This window comes from Ligilactobacillus sp. LYQ139, from assembly GCF_045033025.1.
Taxonomy (GTDB): domain Bacteria; phylum Bacillota; class Bacilli; order Lactobacillales; family Lactobacillaceae; genus Ligilactobacillus.
Map to the genome: position 1 here is coordinate 295,507 of NZ_JBJFZW010000001.1, position 19,095 is coordinate 314,601.

Sequence of the window (19,095 nt, forward strand, 5' to 3'; positions counted from 1 at the left end):
TGCTAAGTTATAAATTTTCCATGTGTTCGTTATACTTCCGGTAGGCTTTTTCATCGAAAACCCGGTCAATTTCACCAATGTATTCGGTTACGCCACCGGTAAATCCAGCCTTATAAACATACAAACCATCCTGCGGATCAGCTTCAAAAATCCCGCCAAAATCATAGTATGGTTTACCGGTCTCAACAGCCCAGTTAATCATATTCCACTGCATTAAGTAATTAGGCATAAGATTACGTTTAACGTTCGTCGAACCTCCATACATATGCCATACCCGGTCACCATAGTTAGCCGTGATTGCACCAGCCAGAACGTCCCCTTCATGCCGTGCAAGATAAATTCGAATATGATCACCTAGCTCATCCATAACCCGTTCAAAATATTCCTTTGGCCGATACGTAATATGTTGGCGTTCAGCCATCGCTTTGTGCGTTTCATAAAATGCATCTAGGTATTCCTGACTATCCCCATAATCAACCGTTACTCCTTTCCGCTTAGCCAAGCGAATGTTATACCGCGTATTTTTACGGAATCGCATCATTAACTCATCAACGTTTTCAGGTGTTACATCATTCAAATTCAATACCATATTCAACCGCGGCATAATTGTACCATGGCCAACAACGTTCTTATTCCGAACAGTAAATCCGGCTTCGCGTAACGCATGATCATATTTTTCTGTATATTCCACTTCCGGATCAGCACGTAAGACAAACACATCCTGTTGTTGTAAGTAGTCGCTCGCCTCATCATAAAGGCGCTTTATAAGCGCCACATCATAAACATCACATACAGGTCCCTTTGAACAGTATGCTAATTTTTTCCCGTCAGCTTGCTTGTTGGCAATCATCAAAATGGACATTGCCCCTTCGAGCCTACCGGCATCATCTGTAACGTACACATAGCACGGTTCCCAGTTTGACTTCACTCGTCCCCACTCAACAGTTTGAGTTAGCTTCCGGTTAGGACTAGCCGCCAAAAAATCCATGTACTGTTTCAATTCAGCCTGGTCGTTCATATTTACAATCGGCATTTTGCTCACCTCATTAAAATTTATCCTTCTAGTTGCGGTGCTTCAAAAGTTCTTGCGCTAGATAATAGTCACCAGCATATGAGACGTGTCCCCCGTTTTTATAAATAAACTTTTCCCGGCCCTTTGCCGCCAATAACACTACATCATCCGCACGGGCATTGTTAATCGCTGCAGTTACCGCCTGTTTTCGATCAATAATCTGATGAACCGTCACGTTGGGTGCAATGTGGGCGATAATCGCCTGCATAATTTTTCGCGGATCTACGTTAGCACTATCATCCTCGGTGATGTATGCCACGTCGGCTTCCTCGGAAACGGCCCGTCCAATATCCGCGCGCCGGGATTCTGCCTTTCCGCCAACTCCCCCAACAACAACCACAACTTGGCCGTGAGGGTGTGTGCGGCGTAAATACTGGAGGGCCCGCTTTAAGCTGATGTAGTTATGTGCATAATCAACGCAAACCGTAAGACCATCTTCCGCCTTAAGCATTTCCATTCGCCCAGAAATAGTTGTTTCCGCTACCCCAGCAACGGTGGCCGGCACATCAGCACCACACAACCGGCTCACAATGATTGCCGGAACAGCATTTTCGTGGTTAAACGCCCCGACCATCTTCATTTCATACTGTCCGTTCACCGGCGGAACGGCAGTATTCATATTTAATAACGAAAAAACCTGCTCGTTGGCCGAATCATTTGCATACCGATAATCTCCTTGGTGTTTTCCATACGTAATCACCCGGGAACACTTTGCCCGCGCCTTAGCTAATAATAAAGATGCATAATCCGTTTCTGCATTAATTACCATTACCCGGCTATTCTTAAACAACTGGGTCTTACAATACAGATAATCATCGAAAGAAGGATGTTCAACCGGACTAATATGATCAGGAGAAATATTGAGAAAAACCCCAATATCAAACATAATTCCATATACCCGGTTAGTTTTATATGCTTGACTGGAAACCTCCATTACGAGATATTTCATCCCATTATCAATGGCCTGCCGCATTGACCGGAAAAGGTCAAATGATTCCATCGTCGTTAGCTTAGATTCCGTGTAATGCATCCCATCAACCGAATTTTCAACGGAAGAAAACTGCGCCACTTTTCCTGGTACCATGTGCTGAAGAATATGCCGGGTAAAGTATACTGCCGTCGTCTTTCCTTTAGTTCCAGTGAAACCAATTAGACACTTAAATTCCTTATCAGGGTAACCATAAAATGCCCGGGCAACCACAGCCATCGCCTTTTTTATGTCAGTTACGATTAACTGCACCACGGTCGCCGGAATTTTAGAAAAAACGTCCTCCGTAACGATCACCGATACGCCTGCCTGAATTGCTTCATCGAGATACGCACGCTTAAAATTACGACCCTTACAAAAGAAGAGGGTGTGGGCATCACTTTGCTTTGAATTGTACGAAATAGCTGTTAATCCCGTTGCTGAATCAATCTTTGGAAAAGAATAAGTCCACTGCTTATTCTGAACGGCCTCCTTAAAAAGGTGTGCGTGTTTCAACAACTCAACAACTGCACTTTCCGCTAACATCTTGTCCCCACCTTCATTATTTTATAATAAATTATTATTCTTCTAATCCATCAGTCATTGCTTCCGGGAAATCCTGCCGAACAACTGCGGCACACCGCCCACATAACAGTGCCAACTCACTATCGGTTCCTAGATCTTCCCGGTACATCCGACACCGGGGGCAAACTTCACCGGTAGCATGCTCAACCGATACGGCAACTCCCTCACCCTGAAGTGCATCTGCCGGCGCTTCATCGAGGGGCCGAATTACTAACTGCGAAACAATCATTACCTGACGAACATCTACCCCAAGCCGCGCGATCAACTCCTGTACGGAAGTATTTACGTAAAGGTTAACCCGCGCTTCAAACGACTTCCCGATTAACTTTGCATTCCGGGCCTCTTCCAGCGCCTTAAGAACGGTTGACCGGACTTTCATGAACTGCTCCCAATCAGTAAGAACACGGTCCTCGTGATTTTGATGTACCACTGCCGGCATTTCAGCCAACTGAGCAAATTCTTCCGGTTCTTTTAGGTACTCCCACACTTCTTCGGTTGTATGCGGAATAACTGGTGTTAATAATTTAGCCAACCGAACCGCAATGTCATACATTACCGTTTGCATGGAACGCCGGGCGTGACTATCATGCGTTTCAATGTAAATAACATCCTTAGCAATATCCATGTAGAAAGCGGACAGGTCAACGGTTACAAAATTAAGAATCTGCTTGTAAATATCCATGAAATTATACGTTGCAAAGTCATCTAAGATAGTTTTTGTAAGCCGGTTAGCCTTCATTTCCATGTACTGATCAAGGGGAAGTAAATCATCAAAAGCAACGTGATTTTCCTGCGGGTCAAAGTCTGCCGTATTAGCCAACAAGAAGCGGAAAGTATTCCGTAGTTTCCGGTAACTTTCAGCAATCTGTTGAAAACTTCCCATCGAAACACGAACGTCCGCTGACGTATCAACACTGAGAACCCATAACCGGATAATCTCAGCCCCCATTTGTTTAATTACCTTTTCGGGGACAATAGTGTTTCCTAGCGACTTACTCATCTTTCGACCCTTGCCATCAAGGGTAAACCCTTGGGAAATAACCTCCTTGTATGGTGCCTTGCCAGTCATAGCAACGCTTGTAATCAAGCTGGAGTTAAACCATCCCCGGTATTGATCCGAACCCTCTAGAACCAGATCCTCTGGGTAAGTTAAGTAATCACGCTCAGCACAAACCCCCTGGTAAGAAGAACCGGAATCAAACCATACGTCCATAATATCCGTTTCTTTGGTAAATTGACCATTCGGTGAATGTGGGCTAGTAAATCCTTCTGGAAGCAGATCCTTCGCCTCACGCTCAAACCACACATTCGAACCATACTTAGCAACCAAGTCAGCAACGTGATTAACGGTTTCTTGCGTAATGATTGCTTCACCATCTTCACCGTAAAAAATTGGCAAAGGAACTCCCCAAACACGTTGCCGGGAAATGACCCAGTCTCCCCGGTTTTTAATCATATTATGCAACCGTTTCTGGCCCCACTCTGGATGGAACTGAACATCATTAAGAGCAGTAAGAATCTCATCGCGAATCTTATCAACTGATGCAAACCACTGTGGTGTCGCCCGAAAAATAATCGGCTTCTTTGTCCGCCAGTCAAACGGATAACTATGCGTGTATGGCATAGACTTTAACAAGAGTTCCTGATCTGCCAGCTTCTTGAGCGCAATATCATTGGCATCCTCGTAAAAGACACCGTCAAAGTCCGCACCCGCTTCAGCAGTCAAGTATCCCTGATCATTAACCGGCGCAAAAATTGGTAACCCATACTTCTTTCCGACTATGTAGTCGTCTTCCCCGTAACCAGGTGCAGTATGAACCAAACCCGTTCCATCATCGAGGGTTACGAAATCACCAAGCATGGTAATTAGCTTTCGGGAGGCATCAAACGGGTGCGCCGCAACAACGTTTTCAAGTTCCGCCCCCCGAACCGTCTTAATAACCTGAACATTCTTCCAACCAAAAAGCTCCGCATTCTTATTAACTAACTCGGCGGCCATCACAAACCGCCGCTCGTCATCATCATGTGTCACTACTGCATAATCGAAATTCGCTGCAATGGTAATTCCCTCTGATGCTGGAATCGTCCACGGGGTTGTCGTCCACACTATCATATACGTTTGGTCATTATCCAAAACACCCTTACCATCAATTACCTGCTCCGCAAAGAATGCTGATGGCGACGTTACATCGTGGTATTCAACCTCAGCTTCTGCTAATGCCGACTCTGATGACCACGACCACCGAACGGGTTTTAATCCCTTATAAATCAATCCTCGTTCAGCCATCTTACCAAAGACCCGGATTTCGGCTGCTTCAAATTCTGGCTTTAGGGTAAGATACGGGTTATTCCACTCGGCACTAATCCCAAGGCGCTTAAAATCCGCGCGTTGTTTATCAACCTGTTTAAGGGCATATTGCCGACATTTTTCCCGAAAATCGTTGACTGAAAGAGTCTTTCGGTCAACCCCTTCTTTTTTAAGTTGTTGCTCGATTGGAAGCCCATGAGTATCCCATCCAGGAACGAACGGCGCGTAATACCCCATCATTGATTTTGAACGAACAATAAAGTCCTTGGAAATCTTATTCATGGCGTGCCCCATGTGAATGTTGCCGTTAGCGTACGGAGGGCCATCGTGAAGGACAAAACTTGGCTTTCCTTCGTTTAATTTTAACCGTTGTTCATAAACCTTATTGTCTTCCCACTGTTTCTGGCGCTCAACTTCCTTTACGGGAAGGTTTCCTCGCATTGGAAACTTTGTTTTCCCCATATTAAGAGTTTTTTTGATTCGCATAAATTTCTTCTCCTTCTTAAAAGTACAAAAAAATCCCGTCGCTCGGGACGAGATTTTCGTGGTACCACCCAACTTTAGGAGTGACAATCACTCCCCTTAGTGTAAAGATAACGGCATTAAGCCGGTAGTCCCTAATTTAGTTCAGAACCACATCCCAGCAACCGATCGCAATGAACGGAGGGAGGACTACCTCACACCATCGTAGCTCGCTGAACCTAATCACGTCCACCACATGTTACTGTTTGGAAATTAATATTACTGTTCGTTATCATCAACGACATTCCCCTGACCGTAATGCCGCCCAGTTGGCTTATCGTTCGTCTCAGGGAAAATTACGACCGTCTGCTCTTCATCGTCATTAGTGCCATCCTCAGCTACATCAGGCTGATTTTCGCTAACAGAGGATTCAGACTCGTCGTTTGTATCTGGAACTACCTGCTGTTCTTGCGGTACATTTGCAGTAAAGGACTGAACCGTCATTGCATCTTCCTTATTCATCGCATCGTCTTCGCGAATAGCATTCTGAATTTCTTCATAGGTACTTGTATCCCCTTGCTTCAGAATTTCATCCCACTCGCTCCCCTTAACAACTTCAAGCTGCGACTCCAACATTACCTGTAACTTCTGCCGGAAAATCCGCGCCTGTTTCTTTAAGTCATCAGTTTCAATTGCAAGCTGTTTAGCCTTAGCTGCAGCCTCATCAATAATGTGACGGGCCTTCTCATTCGCCTGGTCAATAATGTCTTGCCCTTGCTTTTGTGCTTCACGGTTAATAATGTCGGCTTCCCGTTGTGAATTTGCCTTAACCTTGTCAGCTGCTTCCTGAGCAACAATAATTGACTGATTTAGTGAATCCTTTAAATCGTTAAAGTATTTTAGTTTCTCCTCAAACTGCCGAATTTCTTCATTCAACCGGTCATTTTCCCGGAGCGAAGCCTCGTAATCCTTTTGAATTTGGTCAAGAAAGTCAACAACCTCATCCTGATCGAACCCACGAAACTTTATCTGAAACTCCTTGTTATGAATATCTCTTGGGGTCAATGCCATCCCCGACACCTCCATTAACTATCTCCTTGTTAATCGTATACCTTTTATCTAGAAAAGCAAGCTTACCGGTGACTATGGATAACCTCGCCACTAACACACAGTTTTCCCTTCTTGGTACGCTCCGATGCTATCCGCGTGATGCGAAACCGTCCCGCTTTTCTTACAGAAATAATATCATATTCGGCCACAGAATAGTTACCCTGATCGACCACACTCCAGTTAACCCGAACAAATTGGTGAGTAAGAATTTCCCTTACCCGTTGCCGGGAAAAATTAAACACCGCCGCAATAACTACGTCAAGGCGAATCGATGCAACAGTTAACCGTACTGGTTGCCAATCGCTCTGCGGCGTAATGACCGTCACTGTAGGAACTAGACTAACCTTAACCTGACCAATTCGCACAACTTGCGTTTGCAAGTACGTTGCAATTCTCTGCTCGCACATAAACTGCCACACTGTTCCATCGCTAATAATATCTCCCAGTACATTCCGGTCAATTCCACTATTAAGCAGTGTCCCTAAAATTTGGCGATGGGCTAATGTTGCAAACTTAACTGGATACCGAATCGTAAGCGGTGTAACTGCAAAATCAGCGTTTCTCGGGGAAAAGTAATCCGGAAAAACAAGTGCTCGACAATGCTCAGCTTCCGAATAACCGCCGAAAAAAGCCACCTTCACGGAACTACTTCCAGCGAGTGTGCGTAATATATACTGTGTCCGCGGATCAAGAAAGTGCGTCGTTACCGGCCGGTATTCACTTTCCGCTTGTGCAACCACCCCGCTAAGCTGGTCAATTAACGGCCGCTCGGCGGGGCGGAAATGCTGGTAAATATTTGCGTTCATGTTTAACTACAATATCCGCAAAACGACAAATACACCATACTCGATAAACTGTAAAGCAATTAATCCTACCCACGGAGCAAATGAAATCCCGAAAATTGGCGGAATAAAACGCTCAAAAATTTCCAAATATGGTTGACAAAGACGCGTCAGTAATTGACCGAGCTTTGTCTGGTAAGCATTCGGGAACCAGGACATAATGCAGTACACCAAAATCAGCAATGAGTACAGTTGAAAAAGGCCCTGAATAATTTGTCCAATCATCCTTTGCTAATTCCCCCTAGCTTTAATTACCGTTTCCGGTGCCGGAAGAAAGGTGGTTTACTTAACTCATCCTCTTCCTTGGCATCGGCATTATTCTGCTGGTCGTTGTAGACGTTGAAATCATCTTTTTGAATATTCCGAAAGGCATTCTCCCGTTCATTTTGAAAGGCCTGCCGGTTATTCCCGTTTTCCCGACTTAAGTTCCAATTGTTAAACGGATCAGAATGTTGGTTTGAACCCTGACTCATCCCAGCATTTCCACTTTGCCGTGACTGGGAAGCGACTGATTGCTGCATTCCATTTCCGCGACTTCCCCGGTTACGGTTCCGACCAGCCTTCTTCTTATTAGCATCAATTCCCGTTGCAATTACCGTAACAATCACGGTATCCTCATCAAGGTTCTCATTAATTGAAGTTCCAAAAATGATATTAACATCATCGTTCGCAGCCTGGGCAACAATGTCAGAAGCCTGCTGTGCTTCAAATAAACTCAGATCCGGACCACCAGTAATGTTTAACAGTACTTGTTGTGCTCCTTCAATCGAAACCTCAAGAAGTGGTGAATGGATTGCTGCCTTAGTAGCTTCTTCCGTCCGATTTTCACCGCTTGCAGTTCCAATCCCCATTAAGGCAGAGCCTTGATCCTGCATAACCGTCTTAACGTCAGCAAAATCCAAGTTAACGTATCCCGGTGAGGTAATCAGGTCAGAAATCCCCTGAACACCTTGCCGGAGAACGTTATCAGCTTCCTGGAAGGCCTGAAGCATCGGTGTCTTCTTATCAACAATTTCAAGTAACCGGTTATTGGCAATAATAACCAACGTATCAACGTGTTCCTTCAGTTTTGCAATTCCATCAGCCGCAAAAGTTGCTCGCTTCGGTCCTTCGAAACTAAATGGCCGGGTTACAACTCCCACAGTAAGGGCTCCTTGTTCTTTTGCAACCTTAGCAACAATGGGAGCAGCCCCTGTTCCGGTTCCTCCACCCATTCCGGCAGTAACAAAAATCATATCAGCGCCGTCAAGCTGCTGAGCGATTGCATCCTCACTCTCTTCAGCAGCCTTCTCACCAACTTCCGGATTTGAACCAGCTCCAAGTCCCTTTGTAAGTTTGGGACCAATTTGAATCTTAGTCTCCGCCTTAGACTTTTTCAATGCTTGAATATCCGTGTTAGCAACGATAAACTCAACGCCCTTAACGTCATCTTCAATCATCCGGTTAACAGCATTACCACCGGCACCACCAACACCAATGACCTTAATCTTTGCGCCGACTTCGTTTGAATCCATTGAGAATTCCATCCCTTCATCCTCCATTTTCATTAATCCATTGCCCGTTCAAAGAATTCAGACAGCTTCTGCCACCAACGATGAAAAAGCGTTCCAATCTTCGAGGTACCACTTTCCTTCGGTTGCTTGGACGCCACTTCACGAACTGACTCATTTCCCTGTTTCCGTGATTGGAATGGTCGAAATGGCCGTGGATGCCGCTCTTCAATCTCTGTAGAAGAACTTTCCTCTGCACCCTCATCAAGAGGTTGTTCCTGGAAATTATCACTAGCAAGAGCATCCTTAACGATGCGATCAACGCCACGTTGCCGGGCAATATACTGTGTCAACCCCAGCACCCCAGCAAACTTAGGATCACGCAGATTCATCTCTTGCGGGACGTAAACACGCACATTCACGTCTAAAACATCCTCTGCCAGCTCTTTAATTCCAGGCAATGCCGCTGTCCCTCCCGTAAGGACAACTCCCCCCGGAAGTGACAATGCGTCAACCTGTTCCAACTCATCCCGTAACTTTTCAAAGATTTGCTCTAGTCGCGCCTCGATAATTTCAGCAAGATACTCCTCCGTAATTTGTTGCGGTTCTTGCTGGCCCACAACCTGCACGGGGAAAACATCGTCCTTAGAAGCCATCGTGGTATCTGCATAGCCATAATTTTGTTTAAGAAGCTCAGCACTTTCAATTGAAGTATTTAATACAACCGAAATATCACGGGTAACAAAATCGCCACCCTCTTGATCGACGTATGTATACTTCAACTGATGATCATGAATAACTGCGGCGGTCGTTTGCCCACCGCCAATATCAATCGTTACCGCACCGAAATCACGCTCATCATCAGTTAATGCAACGTCAGCAACCGCCAACGGCATCACAACCGTTCCATTAACTTCAAGGCCCGCCCGCTCAATGCACTTTTTAACGTTGTGTACAATTGTCTTAGGACCAGTGTACATAACACCGTCCATTTCCATCCGTACACCGAGCATTCCTCGCGGATCCTGAATCCCGTCAAAACCATCAACAATGAACTCCTCAGGAATAATGTCGATAACCTCACGTTCGGGCGGTAGGTTTTGCACCAGAGCGGCCTGGGTTACACGCCACACATCGTTTGAAGTGATTTCTTTTGACGCACTATCACCCGCTAAACTTACGGCAATTACGCCGCGGCAGCGTTCAATCTGAAGCATGTTAGCGGGAATCCCAACCGTGACTTCTGAAATGGTTTTCCCGGAACGCTGCTCGGCTTCTTTAACCGCAGACTGAATAGCACCGACCACCTGATCAATGTCTACAATCACACCACGACTAAGTCCAGCAGATGGAGCATTACCGTAACCGATAATATTAATTTGATTATTGATATATTCTGCAATTATCACCTTAACGGTTGACGTTCCAATATCAAGGCCTGCAAAAATTCCAGAATCATCCATCAAATTACCCTCCTATCTCTATAATATCTTGCTAATTAAATGTAAAAGCGGACGCTATATCCGGCCTTAAACTTGCATAATTTTAGTATACACAAATCAAGGACGCAAAACCATAGTTCCGCTAGAGTTTTACTTGTTTTTATCACTAAAAGGATAAGAATACGCGCCGACCTCAAAGTCAACGACACCATTCGCCTTCATTTTAGCGGCAATTACCGGATAATACTTCATTTTAGCAGCAAACGTATCAACCCGGGCGATGACCTCATTACCACTGTTCATATATAAGTGAACACGCTGCGGATCAATCCTGTTCGGTTGAGCATGAATCTCTGAAATCGCCTGCCGCACTTTTATGGGTAACCGATTCACTTGTGCCGCCATTGCACGCAATTCACGTGGCTTGAACCCGTAAAAAATAGGATAATTACCGTTAATTCGTTGAATCTTCGTTTGTCCAACAGCACCACTTGCTAAAACCTTATAATACTGACCAGCTTTCCGTTGATAACCAACAATTGGGTATTCCCGTACCCGCAAAACAACTTGCCGGCCAACAATTTGAACCGTTACGCTCCGAACGGAATTAACTTTCTGCTTTATTTGGCGGTCAACCGCAACCATTCGCGGATAAACCATTATTAATGACTGCCGTGGTTGGAGTTGACTGGCTTGCACAATTGCCTGTCCCGTTGCGTTATCAGTTCCCGTTACCCGAACCGAAGAAATCCGGCTAATCGGAAGCACACTAATAACTGTAACCATTACAGCAAATGAAAAGCCGATTACCAATACCAGCGCCCGCCGGCGCACCCGTGACAACCGCCACGGTTCCTTCCTTGGTCCTTGTACTGTAGTTTCCGGCAACCGCTTGCCCGCTTCTTCCTTTAATGGGACTTGCTCACTAGTATCCCGCAGTAATTGCTGCGCTTTTGGCGTTAACTTTTCGGTTTTTTCATCAGAATGACGCTTCTGCTGTCGGAGAGAATGCTTAGTTACCGTTTTTTCTTGCAGCCAACGAAGTGCCCCTTTTTCATTTTTGAGTTTTGCAGCCACCGGTAATTTTTGCGGTTTATCCGTTACATTGCCCAACTTGGTATGATGTTTTTCTGCCCGTTTCTTGCGCCGTTCCGCTCGTTCCCAAGGCGTCAAAGCCTCTTGGTGCGGGCGGTGAAAAATGCTTGCCATGCTTATCCCCCCTATTTCTGTGATGTGGTAATTAATTCACGAAGGATTGCATATACATGGTCAGCAGCATCTGGGACCCCAGCCTGTCGGGCACTCACCGTCATTTTCTGCCGTCTTGAACCATCTGCCATTAACTCATTAGCGCTAACAAAGAGCTTCTTTCCAGTTAATCCCTCTTCAGGCAGAAGTTCTGCAGCACCCCGTTTAACCAAGCTCTTAGCATTTTTTGTTTGGTGATCGTTCGTAACGTACGGACTCGGAATTAAAATCGACGGAATTCCCACCGCCGTGATTTCAGCTAAACTCGTTGCCCCTGCCCGACCGACAATGCAGGCAATTTCCGGTAAGATAGCAGGCATGTCCGGAATATACGACTTCACAACCACGTTACTAGGGACTTTATTCTTAATGCGCTGCATTACCATGTCATAATGCGCTTTCCCCGTCGCAAAAAGGACCTGATATTCCGGATGCTGTCCAAACAATGGTAAAGCGTCTGCAACAGCCTCATTCATATGAAGAGCTCCCCGTGATCCCCCAAAAATCAATAATGTTGGTTTATCCGCCGTTAACCCATATTCAGTTGCTAAACGCCCAGTCGGGTGCATTTGGTTTACCTGTTGTGCCCGGGGGTTTCCCGTTAAAACAACTTTTTTTGAAGGAAAGGCTGGCGCTGCATCCGGAAAACAAATCCCTACCTTGTCAACAAAGTGTCCCAAAAATTTGTTGGTGACCCCCGCAACGCTATTTTGTTCATGAATCATTGTTGGAATATGTAACCGGCTAGCGGCAAAGACCACCGCACTGCAAACGTAACCACCAGTTCCAACAACAACATCTGGTGCAAACTCCCGAATAATTCCCTTTGCCACCTGTATACTCCGCAAAAAAAGTGCAACAGTTTTAATGTTTTCAAATGAAAGTGACCGTTTAAATCCCTGAATCTTAATCGACTTAAAGGCAATTCCAGCATCCCGAACAATCTGACTTTCAAGCCCCTTTTCGGTCCCAACGTAAAGAATTTCTGAGTCAGGCTCATGCCGTTTAACAGTTTCAATCAGAGCTAATGCAGGGTAAATGTGTCCCCCTGTACCACCACCAGAAATAATTAACCGCACCTAGACCACCTCATTTTTCAATTGCTCAATTGCTTCAATGTACTTATCACCACGAACCTCAAACGTTGGCCACTGATCCCAACTTGCACACGCTGGCGATAGTAAAATCGTACTTCCTGGTTGACTATGCTCATATGCAACCGGAACAGCTGCCACAGCATCGTTAACGTGAATAATCTGTGGAACCTGCGCCTGTTTTCCGGCAGTAGCAATTAAATCGGCCGTTTCACCAAATACAATCAACGTATCAACCTTATTATGCATGGCTGGCGCTAACCGTTCAAAAGTGAACCCCCGGTCTAATCCTCCAGCCAATAAAACAACGTGGTCCTTAAAACCAGCGAGCGCCTTTAACGTTGCCTCGATATTCGTCGCCTTCGAATCATTATAAAAGATTCGATCATTAATCGTTGTAACGTACTGTGTTCGATGCCGGACACCATTAAACGTGGTCAAAATATGTTTAATAACGGAATTGTCAACGTTCATTAACTTCGCAACTGCAATCGCAGCGAGCGCGTTTTCAACATTATGGCTCCCGGGAACCTTAATTTCACTCGCTGCCATAATCCGCTCACCGCGAAAATACAGGTCCCCATTCTGTTCGTAAGTCCCTGTTTGAATCCGGTTTTCCCGGGAAAACGGAACAACCTGTGCTTTAGTATGCGCACTTATCTCCTGCCACTCAGGATTATCCCAATTGATCACGAGGTAGTCATCCTGTGTTTGGTTCATCATAATTCTCATCTTAGCCTGCACGTAGTTTTCCCTGGAACCATGGTAATCCGTATGTGCTGTATAAATGTTGGTAATCACCGCAATATGGGGATGGAGTTGTTGAATTCCCATTAACTGAAAACTTGATAATTCAGTTACTAGATAATCATCGCTAGTTACTTGAGGCGCAACCTGCGTCACCGGAACGCCAATGTTTCCAACAGAATAAGCATGTCCTATCAGCGATTCATCAAGCATCTTTGTAATTAACGTCGTCGTTGTTGTTTTCCCGTTTGTTCCCGTAACACTAATAAACGGCGCCTCTGACACGACATACCCTAATTCAGGTTCAGTAATCACCGGGATGGCTCGTTTAACCGCAGCAGCAACAAGGGGATTATTATAGGGAATCCCTGGATTTTTAACCATGAGATCCGCCTTGTCCAAAAGGGAAAGCGGATGACTCCCAGTTATCACTTTAGCACCAGCCCGTTCCAATGCAGCGACTTCTTTCAGATCTTTAGGAGTTTGCCGATCATTCACCGTTACGTTTGCTCCAAGGCGTATCAACAGCTTGGCCGCACTTACCCCACTTTTTCCTAATCCAAGAACTAGAACGTTTTTATTCCGATAATCGCTAACCTTTTTCATCACTGCAACTTCCTTTATAAACTATCAAATAATAACTACTAACGTAATTGCCCCAACAACCGCGCCGACCAACCAAAAGACCGTATCAATTTTCCATTCATTCCACCCGTCCATTTCAAACTGGTGATGAATTGGCGTCATTTTAAATAACCGTTTCCCGGTTCGGTGGTAATAAGTAACCTGAATAACAACGGTTGCTGTTTCAATAACGAAGATGATTCCAATAAATAGCAACGAAAATGGATGTTGCAAAAGAAGTGAAACCGCCGCGAGCGCTCCACCTAATGCCAACGAACCCATATCACCCATAAAAATCTTTGCTGGGTTATGATTAAAAATGAGAAAGCCTATTAACGCACCAACAACTGCAACACAGAAAAGCATAATACCAAATTGATCCTGATAATAAGCAAGGCATGCATATAACGCAAAGGCAATCGCCGCCTGACCAGCAACTAACCCGTCAATCCCATCAGTTAGATTAACCGCATTCGAGAATCCAACCAACCAGAAGATAATAAATAAAACGTACAAAATTCCCAGTTGAATTGGTTGTCCCAAAATGGTGATGCTTAATGGGAAGCCAGCATGCCAGTAGCCAAATGCAAAGAGAAGTGCAAGAATCACTTGAAGTAAAGCTTTCTGCCATGCCCATAATCCTCGGTTCTTCTTTTCAAAAAGTTTAATGGCATCATCCCAAAAACCGATAAACCCATATAAAAGAAGAGTTACAGCAAGCATTACCGCTGCACCCGTTAACTGATGAAAAATTAACGGCACAATTATCCCGGTTATGAAAATTGCAAAGTTAAAAATCAACCCCCCCATTGTGGGCGTTCCTGACTTTTTTGCGTGCCACTCTAACCCCTCTTCCCACGTAACCTGGCCGAGCTTCCGCTTGCGGTCATAGCGAATTAAGACGGGGACAAAAACTACTGTTAAAAGTAAGCTTATAACAAAGGACGTTATTATTTGTAAAATCATCTAACCACCTCTCCATAACTAACGCAGCACAACAATTAACGATTTGTTTTTATTTAAAGTAGACCCTTTTGGAATACTTTGTTTAGTAACAAAGCCACTACCCTTGAACTGAACATTAATCCCAACAAGATTAGCAAACTTTACAACGTCATTTCGTGACCAACCACTAACATCGGGCATTTTTATTTCCCCGTTTGTTATTAAAAATACCTTTGTTCCACTTGTCGCACTGTTTCCAGCATCACTTTGCCGAACAATTCTTGAGCCAGAACCGATTTGAACGGGATGAAATCCCTTTTGATTTAATATTTGGGCGGCATCATTTATTTTCCATTTTTTGACGTCTGGGACCTTACTCATACTGTCACCAATATTTTTAATTGTCGTGCGTTGGGTACTATTTAACAGTTTTTTCATAAAATGAGTATATATATCCGCAATCGTTAAATCACCGGCATTCTTCTTTAATACCTGTGGTTGTTTAACGACAATATATACTAGAAAACGCGGATGATTAACTGGTGCAATCCCAGCCACATCAAAAATATAATCACCAGGCCCCCCACTTATATATCCTTTACCATCTGACCTGGCAATTTGTGCCTGACCATCTTTAATTCCAGTATCAAACCCATTTACCTTAAACGGCTTACCGATCGCTTGAGAATTAATAATATACTGCTGCATCCAGTATCGTACTTGAGATGCCGTTTTCGAAGTTATTGGTCTTCCAACAACCTTAGTCTTTGTTTCATATACTGTTTTTCCTGTATTTGGATTAACTATTTTTTTTATAAACCGTGGTCGAACCATTTTCCCATCATTAGCAATTGCTGTATAAGCTTGAACCATTTGCATAGAAGTGACATCTATCCCCTGCCCAAAAGCAGTATCAGCCTGCTCAATTGGTAACTTAAATAGGATACTACCAGGTCGTTCAATCCCTAATCCGGACTTGGTACTTTCTAAAAATCCAAAGCGTTTAATATACTTAAGCCAAACATTAGAACCCATTTGTTGCTCCATATGGGCCATCCCAACATTCGATGATTTTAAATACGCTTCATAGTAAGGGATTGATCCCCATCCATTCTGATTCCAATCGGTTACTAGGCCACCTCCAACATCGAGTTTACCTGATTGATAATATGCGTTTGGTTGGAAATGACCGCTATCAATAGAGGCAGCCAATAACATTGTTTTCATCGTTGAACCCGGCTCATACGCTTCTTCAGTTAGTGAATTCCGCCAAATTTGATCTAATCCAACTTTTGTTTGGGCGTTAAATGTAGGTCGCTGCGCTGCCGCTAATATTTCTCCAGTATGCGGATCAATCAATACACCTGCCATCTCCACCGGCTTATACTGTTTCTGCGCATACGTCAACGTTTCTTCCAAATAGTTCTCATATTTAGGATTAAATGTCGTGTAAATATCATCGCCGTCGACTGGTTTCCGGTACTTCATTCGTGAACTCGGAAGTTTGATTCCTAATCGATCCGCAGCATATTTTCGTACCCCATTATGCCCCGCAAGATACTCGTTATACTGTTTTTCAATCCCCATTACACCAGTTAAGTTACCGTTCTTTTGCTGGGCAATCCCAATGACATGCGACGCGAACACGCCATAAGGATACATCCGCGCCTGAGCAGGAGTAAACTTAACCCCGCTTAGGTGGTACGATTGAATTTTCTCTTTCGTTGCCAGGGAAATGTTCCTTCCAGCGCTCCCAAATTCAACTTGATAAAGATCACTGTTTTTAGGATTTAAAATCCGATAAACCTTTTTCGGCTCCATTCCCAGGTTCTTCCCAAGAATTTGGGCCGCTTTATGTTTCTGGCTTTGCGGAAGATACTGCTTTTTCCCATAAGCTTGCGCCTTCTTAGAAAGGACCACGTAAACCGTATACGTTGTTGCGTTTTCCGCAATCGGTTGCCCCGTCGCATCGTAAATATTCCCACGCTTCGCCTTAATATCAATCGCATTAGAATACATCTCGCGCACACGAACAGAAAGGTTTTGTCCATCTGCGTGATGGGTGATTCCTACATAAAAAAAGCGACCGATAAAAATCGCAAAAAGAGGGATTACCGCCCAGAAAAGCACTTGACCGTAAAGCTTATTTGGTTTCTTTTTTACCGATTGCTTTTGACGTTTATTCATTTGACTACATTCCTTACGTTCTTTTTGTTCATTGTGAGGCCGTTTTGTTTGGCAATCCCCATCAACCGCGTTCGGCTTCCCAACGTGCCAATTTCTTCTTTAAGGTTGGCGTTCCGGGTCTGAACCCTCGTCACCTGATCGGTAATGGTTTGATAATTAAACTCGGCATGTGTTTGGTTAATATTTGTCGCAATCACCCCGAGCGTAAGTAAAAACATCCACACTCCCGCAAGCGCAAAGCTAACTTTCTCATGCTTCTGCAATGGCGTTGGTCGTCGTAACGTAACTTGGTGTCGATGCGTTATCACCTGATCAGCGTTCTGTGGAGTTACTTTCCGTGCCGTACTTGTTCGTGCCATCCTTGTCATCCTCACTTTAAATCATTTGATCCGTTCAATTACACGTAACTTTGCCGAATGTGCTCGTCGGTTAACCGTCACCTCATCCACGGGCGGGGTAACCGGTTTACGAACAACCAACCGGTAATCCGGCTGATCCTCTTTTGGAATAACCGGTAATCCGGCAGGAAGATTGGGAACCATCGCCCGCTCCCGAAACATTCGTTTTACTAATCGGTCCTCTAGCGACTGAAAAGTAATTACACTAACCCGACCACCTGGTACCAATAGGCTAAGCGCCTGTGTCAATGATTCTTCCAATGCACCAAGCTCATCATTCACTGCAATCCGAATTGCCTGAAAAGTTCGCTTAGCGGGATGCCCTCCCGTTCGCCGGGCTTTAGCCGGAATCGCTTGTTTAATTAATTCAACCAGCTGGCCCGTACTTTCAATTGGTGCTTCTTCCCGAGCCCGCTCAATATGGCGGGCAATTGATTTAGCGTACTTTTCTTCACCATAACGAAAGAAGATTCTCACTAAGTCAGCATATGACCACTCGTTAACAACCGTTCTGGCAGTTAACTGTTGTTCTTGATTCATCCGCATATCTAACGGCGCATCGTTCCGATAACTAAACCCGCGAGTAACATCGTCAAATTGTGGCGACGAAACCCCCAAATCATATAAAACACCATCAACCGTTGTAATCCCCAGTATTTCTAAACGTTTTTGGAGATTTCGAAAATTATCCTGAACAAGCGCTAACTTACCAGCAGTAATCTCCCTCTGGTACTGTTCTTCGTTAAAGGTGATTGCCGTTCGATCTTGATCAAACGCAACCACTTTCCCGGTAGAACCTAACCGGTGTAATAACTCACCGGTATGTCCACCGCCGCCAAGCGTACAATCAACATACAATCCAGTGGGCTGTACATTAAGGTAATCAACCGCCTGGCGCTTCAAAACAGTAATATGGTTAAAGGCGCTCATAAAAGTCTCCTAAAAATCAATATCCATCATATCTTCGGCAATTTCGTCAAAATTCTCTTCAACATTATCAGAAAATTCGCTCCAGCGTTCTTCTGACCAAATTTCAAACCGGTTAGAAACACCGACTACCACACACTTCTTATTAAGCGCAGCATGCGTCCGAAGTGTCTTGGGAATGTTAATCCGTCCTTGCTTATCAAATTCACACTCCGTAGCTGCCGAATAAAAGAACCGAACAAATGCCCGCGCATTCTTCTTCGTTAATGGAAGCTGACGTAATTTTTCTTCAAGGTTATTCCACTCAGTTAGTGGATACCCAAACAAGCAGCCGTCCATGCCCCGAGTGATCACAAATTGCGGGCCTAGTATATCCCGAAATTTTGCCGGAATAATTAACCGTCCCTTTGAATCAACGGTATGCCGGTATTCACCCATAAACATCGGACTTCACCACCCTCCATTACGTCAGTCTTAATGATACTACCACCATCCCCCACTTTCAACCACATGGTTACCCTAATCTCCCACTTCATCCTTTTTTAATAAACATGTTCCGGAGAGCTAAAACTAGCTTTCTCCTCCACACTAATTAAGAAACTTTTACGGGGTATATTCATTCCAAAAAGCGATGATTTTAAATACAA

The 19,095-nt window shown here is 44.5% G+C and carries 16 protein-coding genes; all 16 read right to left on the bottom strand.

What is annotated here, in order from left to right; genetic code table 11:
* Positions 1–7 precede the first annotated feature (7 nt).
* The 16 genes from ACI3E1_RS01460 to mraZ all read right to left on the bottom strand — a co-directional run bounded on the left by ACI3E1_RS01460 (position 8) and on the right by mraZ (position 18,892).
* Positions 8–1,033, bottom strand: a complete 1,026-nt coding sequence (locus tag ACI3E1_RS01460; RefSeq protein WP_405023905.1) for a lipid II:glycine glycyltransferase FemX — start codon at positions 1,031–1,033, stop codon at positions 8–10.
* A gap of 28 nt (positions 1,034–1,061) precedes the next feature.
* Positions 1,062–2,585: a UDP-N-acetylmuramyl-tripeptide synthetase gene (gene murE, locus ACI3E1_RS01465; protein WP_405023906.1), complete on the bottom strand. Its 1,524-nt coding sequence runs from the start codon at positions 2,583–2,585 to the stop codon at positions 1,062–1,064.
* A gap of 34 nt (positions 2,586–2,619) precedes the next feature.
* Entirely contained in the window at positions 2,620–5,418 is a 2,799-nt protein-coding gene (gene ileS, locus ACI3E1_RS01470; protein WP_405023907.1) for an isoleucine--tRNA ligase, read from the bottom strand.
* A gap of 255 nt (positions 5,419–5,673) precedes the next feature.
* Positions 5,674–6,465, bottom strand: a complete 792-nt coding sequence (locus tag ACI3E1_RS01475) for a DivIVA domain-containing protein (RefSeq protein WP_405023908.1) — start codon at positions 6,463–6,465, stop codon at positions 5,674–5,676.
* A 62-nt stretch (positions 6,466–6,527) separates the two neighbouring features.
* Positions 6,528–7,310: an RNA-binding protein gene (locus tag ACI3E1_RS01480; protein WP_405023909.1), complete on the bottom strand. Its 783-nt coding sequence runs from the start codon at positions 7,308–7,310 to the stop codon at positions 6,528–6,530.
* Positions 7,311–7,316: 6 nt separating this feature from the next.
* Positions 7,317–7,571, bottom strand: a complete 255-nt coding sequence (locus tag ACI3E1_RS01485) for a YggT family protein (RefSeq protein WP_405023910.1) — start codon at positions 7,569–7,571, stop codon at positions 7,317–7,319.
* Positions 7,572–7,597: 26 nt separating this feature from the next.
* Positions 7,598–8,872 (bottom strand): cell division protein FtsZ, encoded by a 1,275-nt coding sequence (gene ftsZ / locus ACI3E1_RS01490; RefSeq protein WP_405023911.1) that lies wholly within the window; start codon positions 8,870–8,872, stop codon positions 7,598–7,600.
* A 20-nt stretch (positions 8,873–8,892) separates the two neighbouring features.
* Complete coding sequence (gene ftsA, locus ACI3E1_RS01495; protein WP_405023912.1) at positions 8,893–10,299, bottom strand: cell division protein FtsA; 1,407 nt, start codon at positions 10,297–10,299, stop codon at positions 8,893–8,895.
* Positions 10,300–10,428: 129 nt separating this feature from the next.
* Positions 10,429–11,487 (bottom strand): cell division protein FtsQ/DivIB, encoded by a 1,059-nt coding sequence (locus ACI3E1_RS01500; RefSeq protein WP_405023913.1) that lies wholly within the window; start codon positions 11,485–11,487, stop codon positions 10,429–10,431.
* A gap of 11 nt (positions 11,488–11,498) precedes the next feature.
* A complete protein-coding gene (murG, locus tag ACI3E1_RS01505; RefSeq protein WP_405023914.1) occupies positions 11,499–12,605 on the bottom strand; it encodes an undecaprenyldiphospho-muramoylpentapeptide beta-N-acetylglucosaminyltransferase in 1,107 nt (368 codons plus the stop codon).
* The gene (murD, locus tag ACI3E1_RS01510) at positions 12,606–13,973 is read right to left on the bottom strand and encodes a UDP-N-acetylmuramoyl-L-alanine--D-glutamate ligase (RefSeq protein ID WP_405023915.1); all 1,368 of its coding nucleotides are present in this window, start codon (positions 13,971–13,973) and stop codon (positions 12,606–12,608) included.
* Between the two features lie 24 nt (positions 13,974–13,997).
* Positions 13,998–14,957 carry a phospho-N-acetylmuramoyl-pentapeptide-transferase gene (gene mraY, locus ACI3E1_RS01515; RefSeq protein ID WP_405023916.1) on the bottom strand — a complete coding sequence of 320 codons (960 nt, stop codon included), beginning with the start codon at positions 14,955–14,957 and terminating at the stop codon, positions 13,998–14,000.
* Positions 14,958–14,975: 18 nt separating this feature from the next.
* Positions 14,976–17,123, bottom strand: coding sequence for a penicillin-binding transpeptidase domain-containing protein (locus ACI3E1_RS01520; protein ID WP_405023917.1), 2,148 nt, complete (start codon positions 17,121–17,123; stop codon positions 14,976–14,978).
* Entirely contained in the window at positions 17,120–17,482 is a 363-nt protein-coding gene (ftsL, locus tag ACI3E1_RS01525) for a cell division protein FtsL (RefSeq protein ID WP_405023918.1), read from the bottom strand. The genes ACI3E1_RS01520 and ftsL overlap by 4 nt, the downstream gene beginning before the upstream one ends.
* Before the next feature lie 21 nt (positions 17,483–17,503).
* The gene (gene rsmH / locus ACI3E1_RS01530; protein ID WP_405023919.1) at positions 17,504–18,451 is read right to left on the bottom strand and encodes a 16S rRNA (cytosine(1402)-N(4))-methyltransferase RsmH; all 948 of its coding nucleotides are present in this window, start codon (positions 18,449–18,451) and stop codon (positions 17,504–17,506) included.
* A 9-nt stretch (positions 18,452–18,460) separates the two neighbouring features.
* Entirely contained in the window at positions 18,461–18,892 is a 432-nt protein-coding gene (gene mraZ / locus ACI3E1_RS01535; RefSeq protein ID WP_405023920.1) for a division/cell wall cluster transcriptional repressor MraZ, read from the bottom strand.
* Positions 18,893–19,095: the final 203 nt, after the last annotated feature.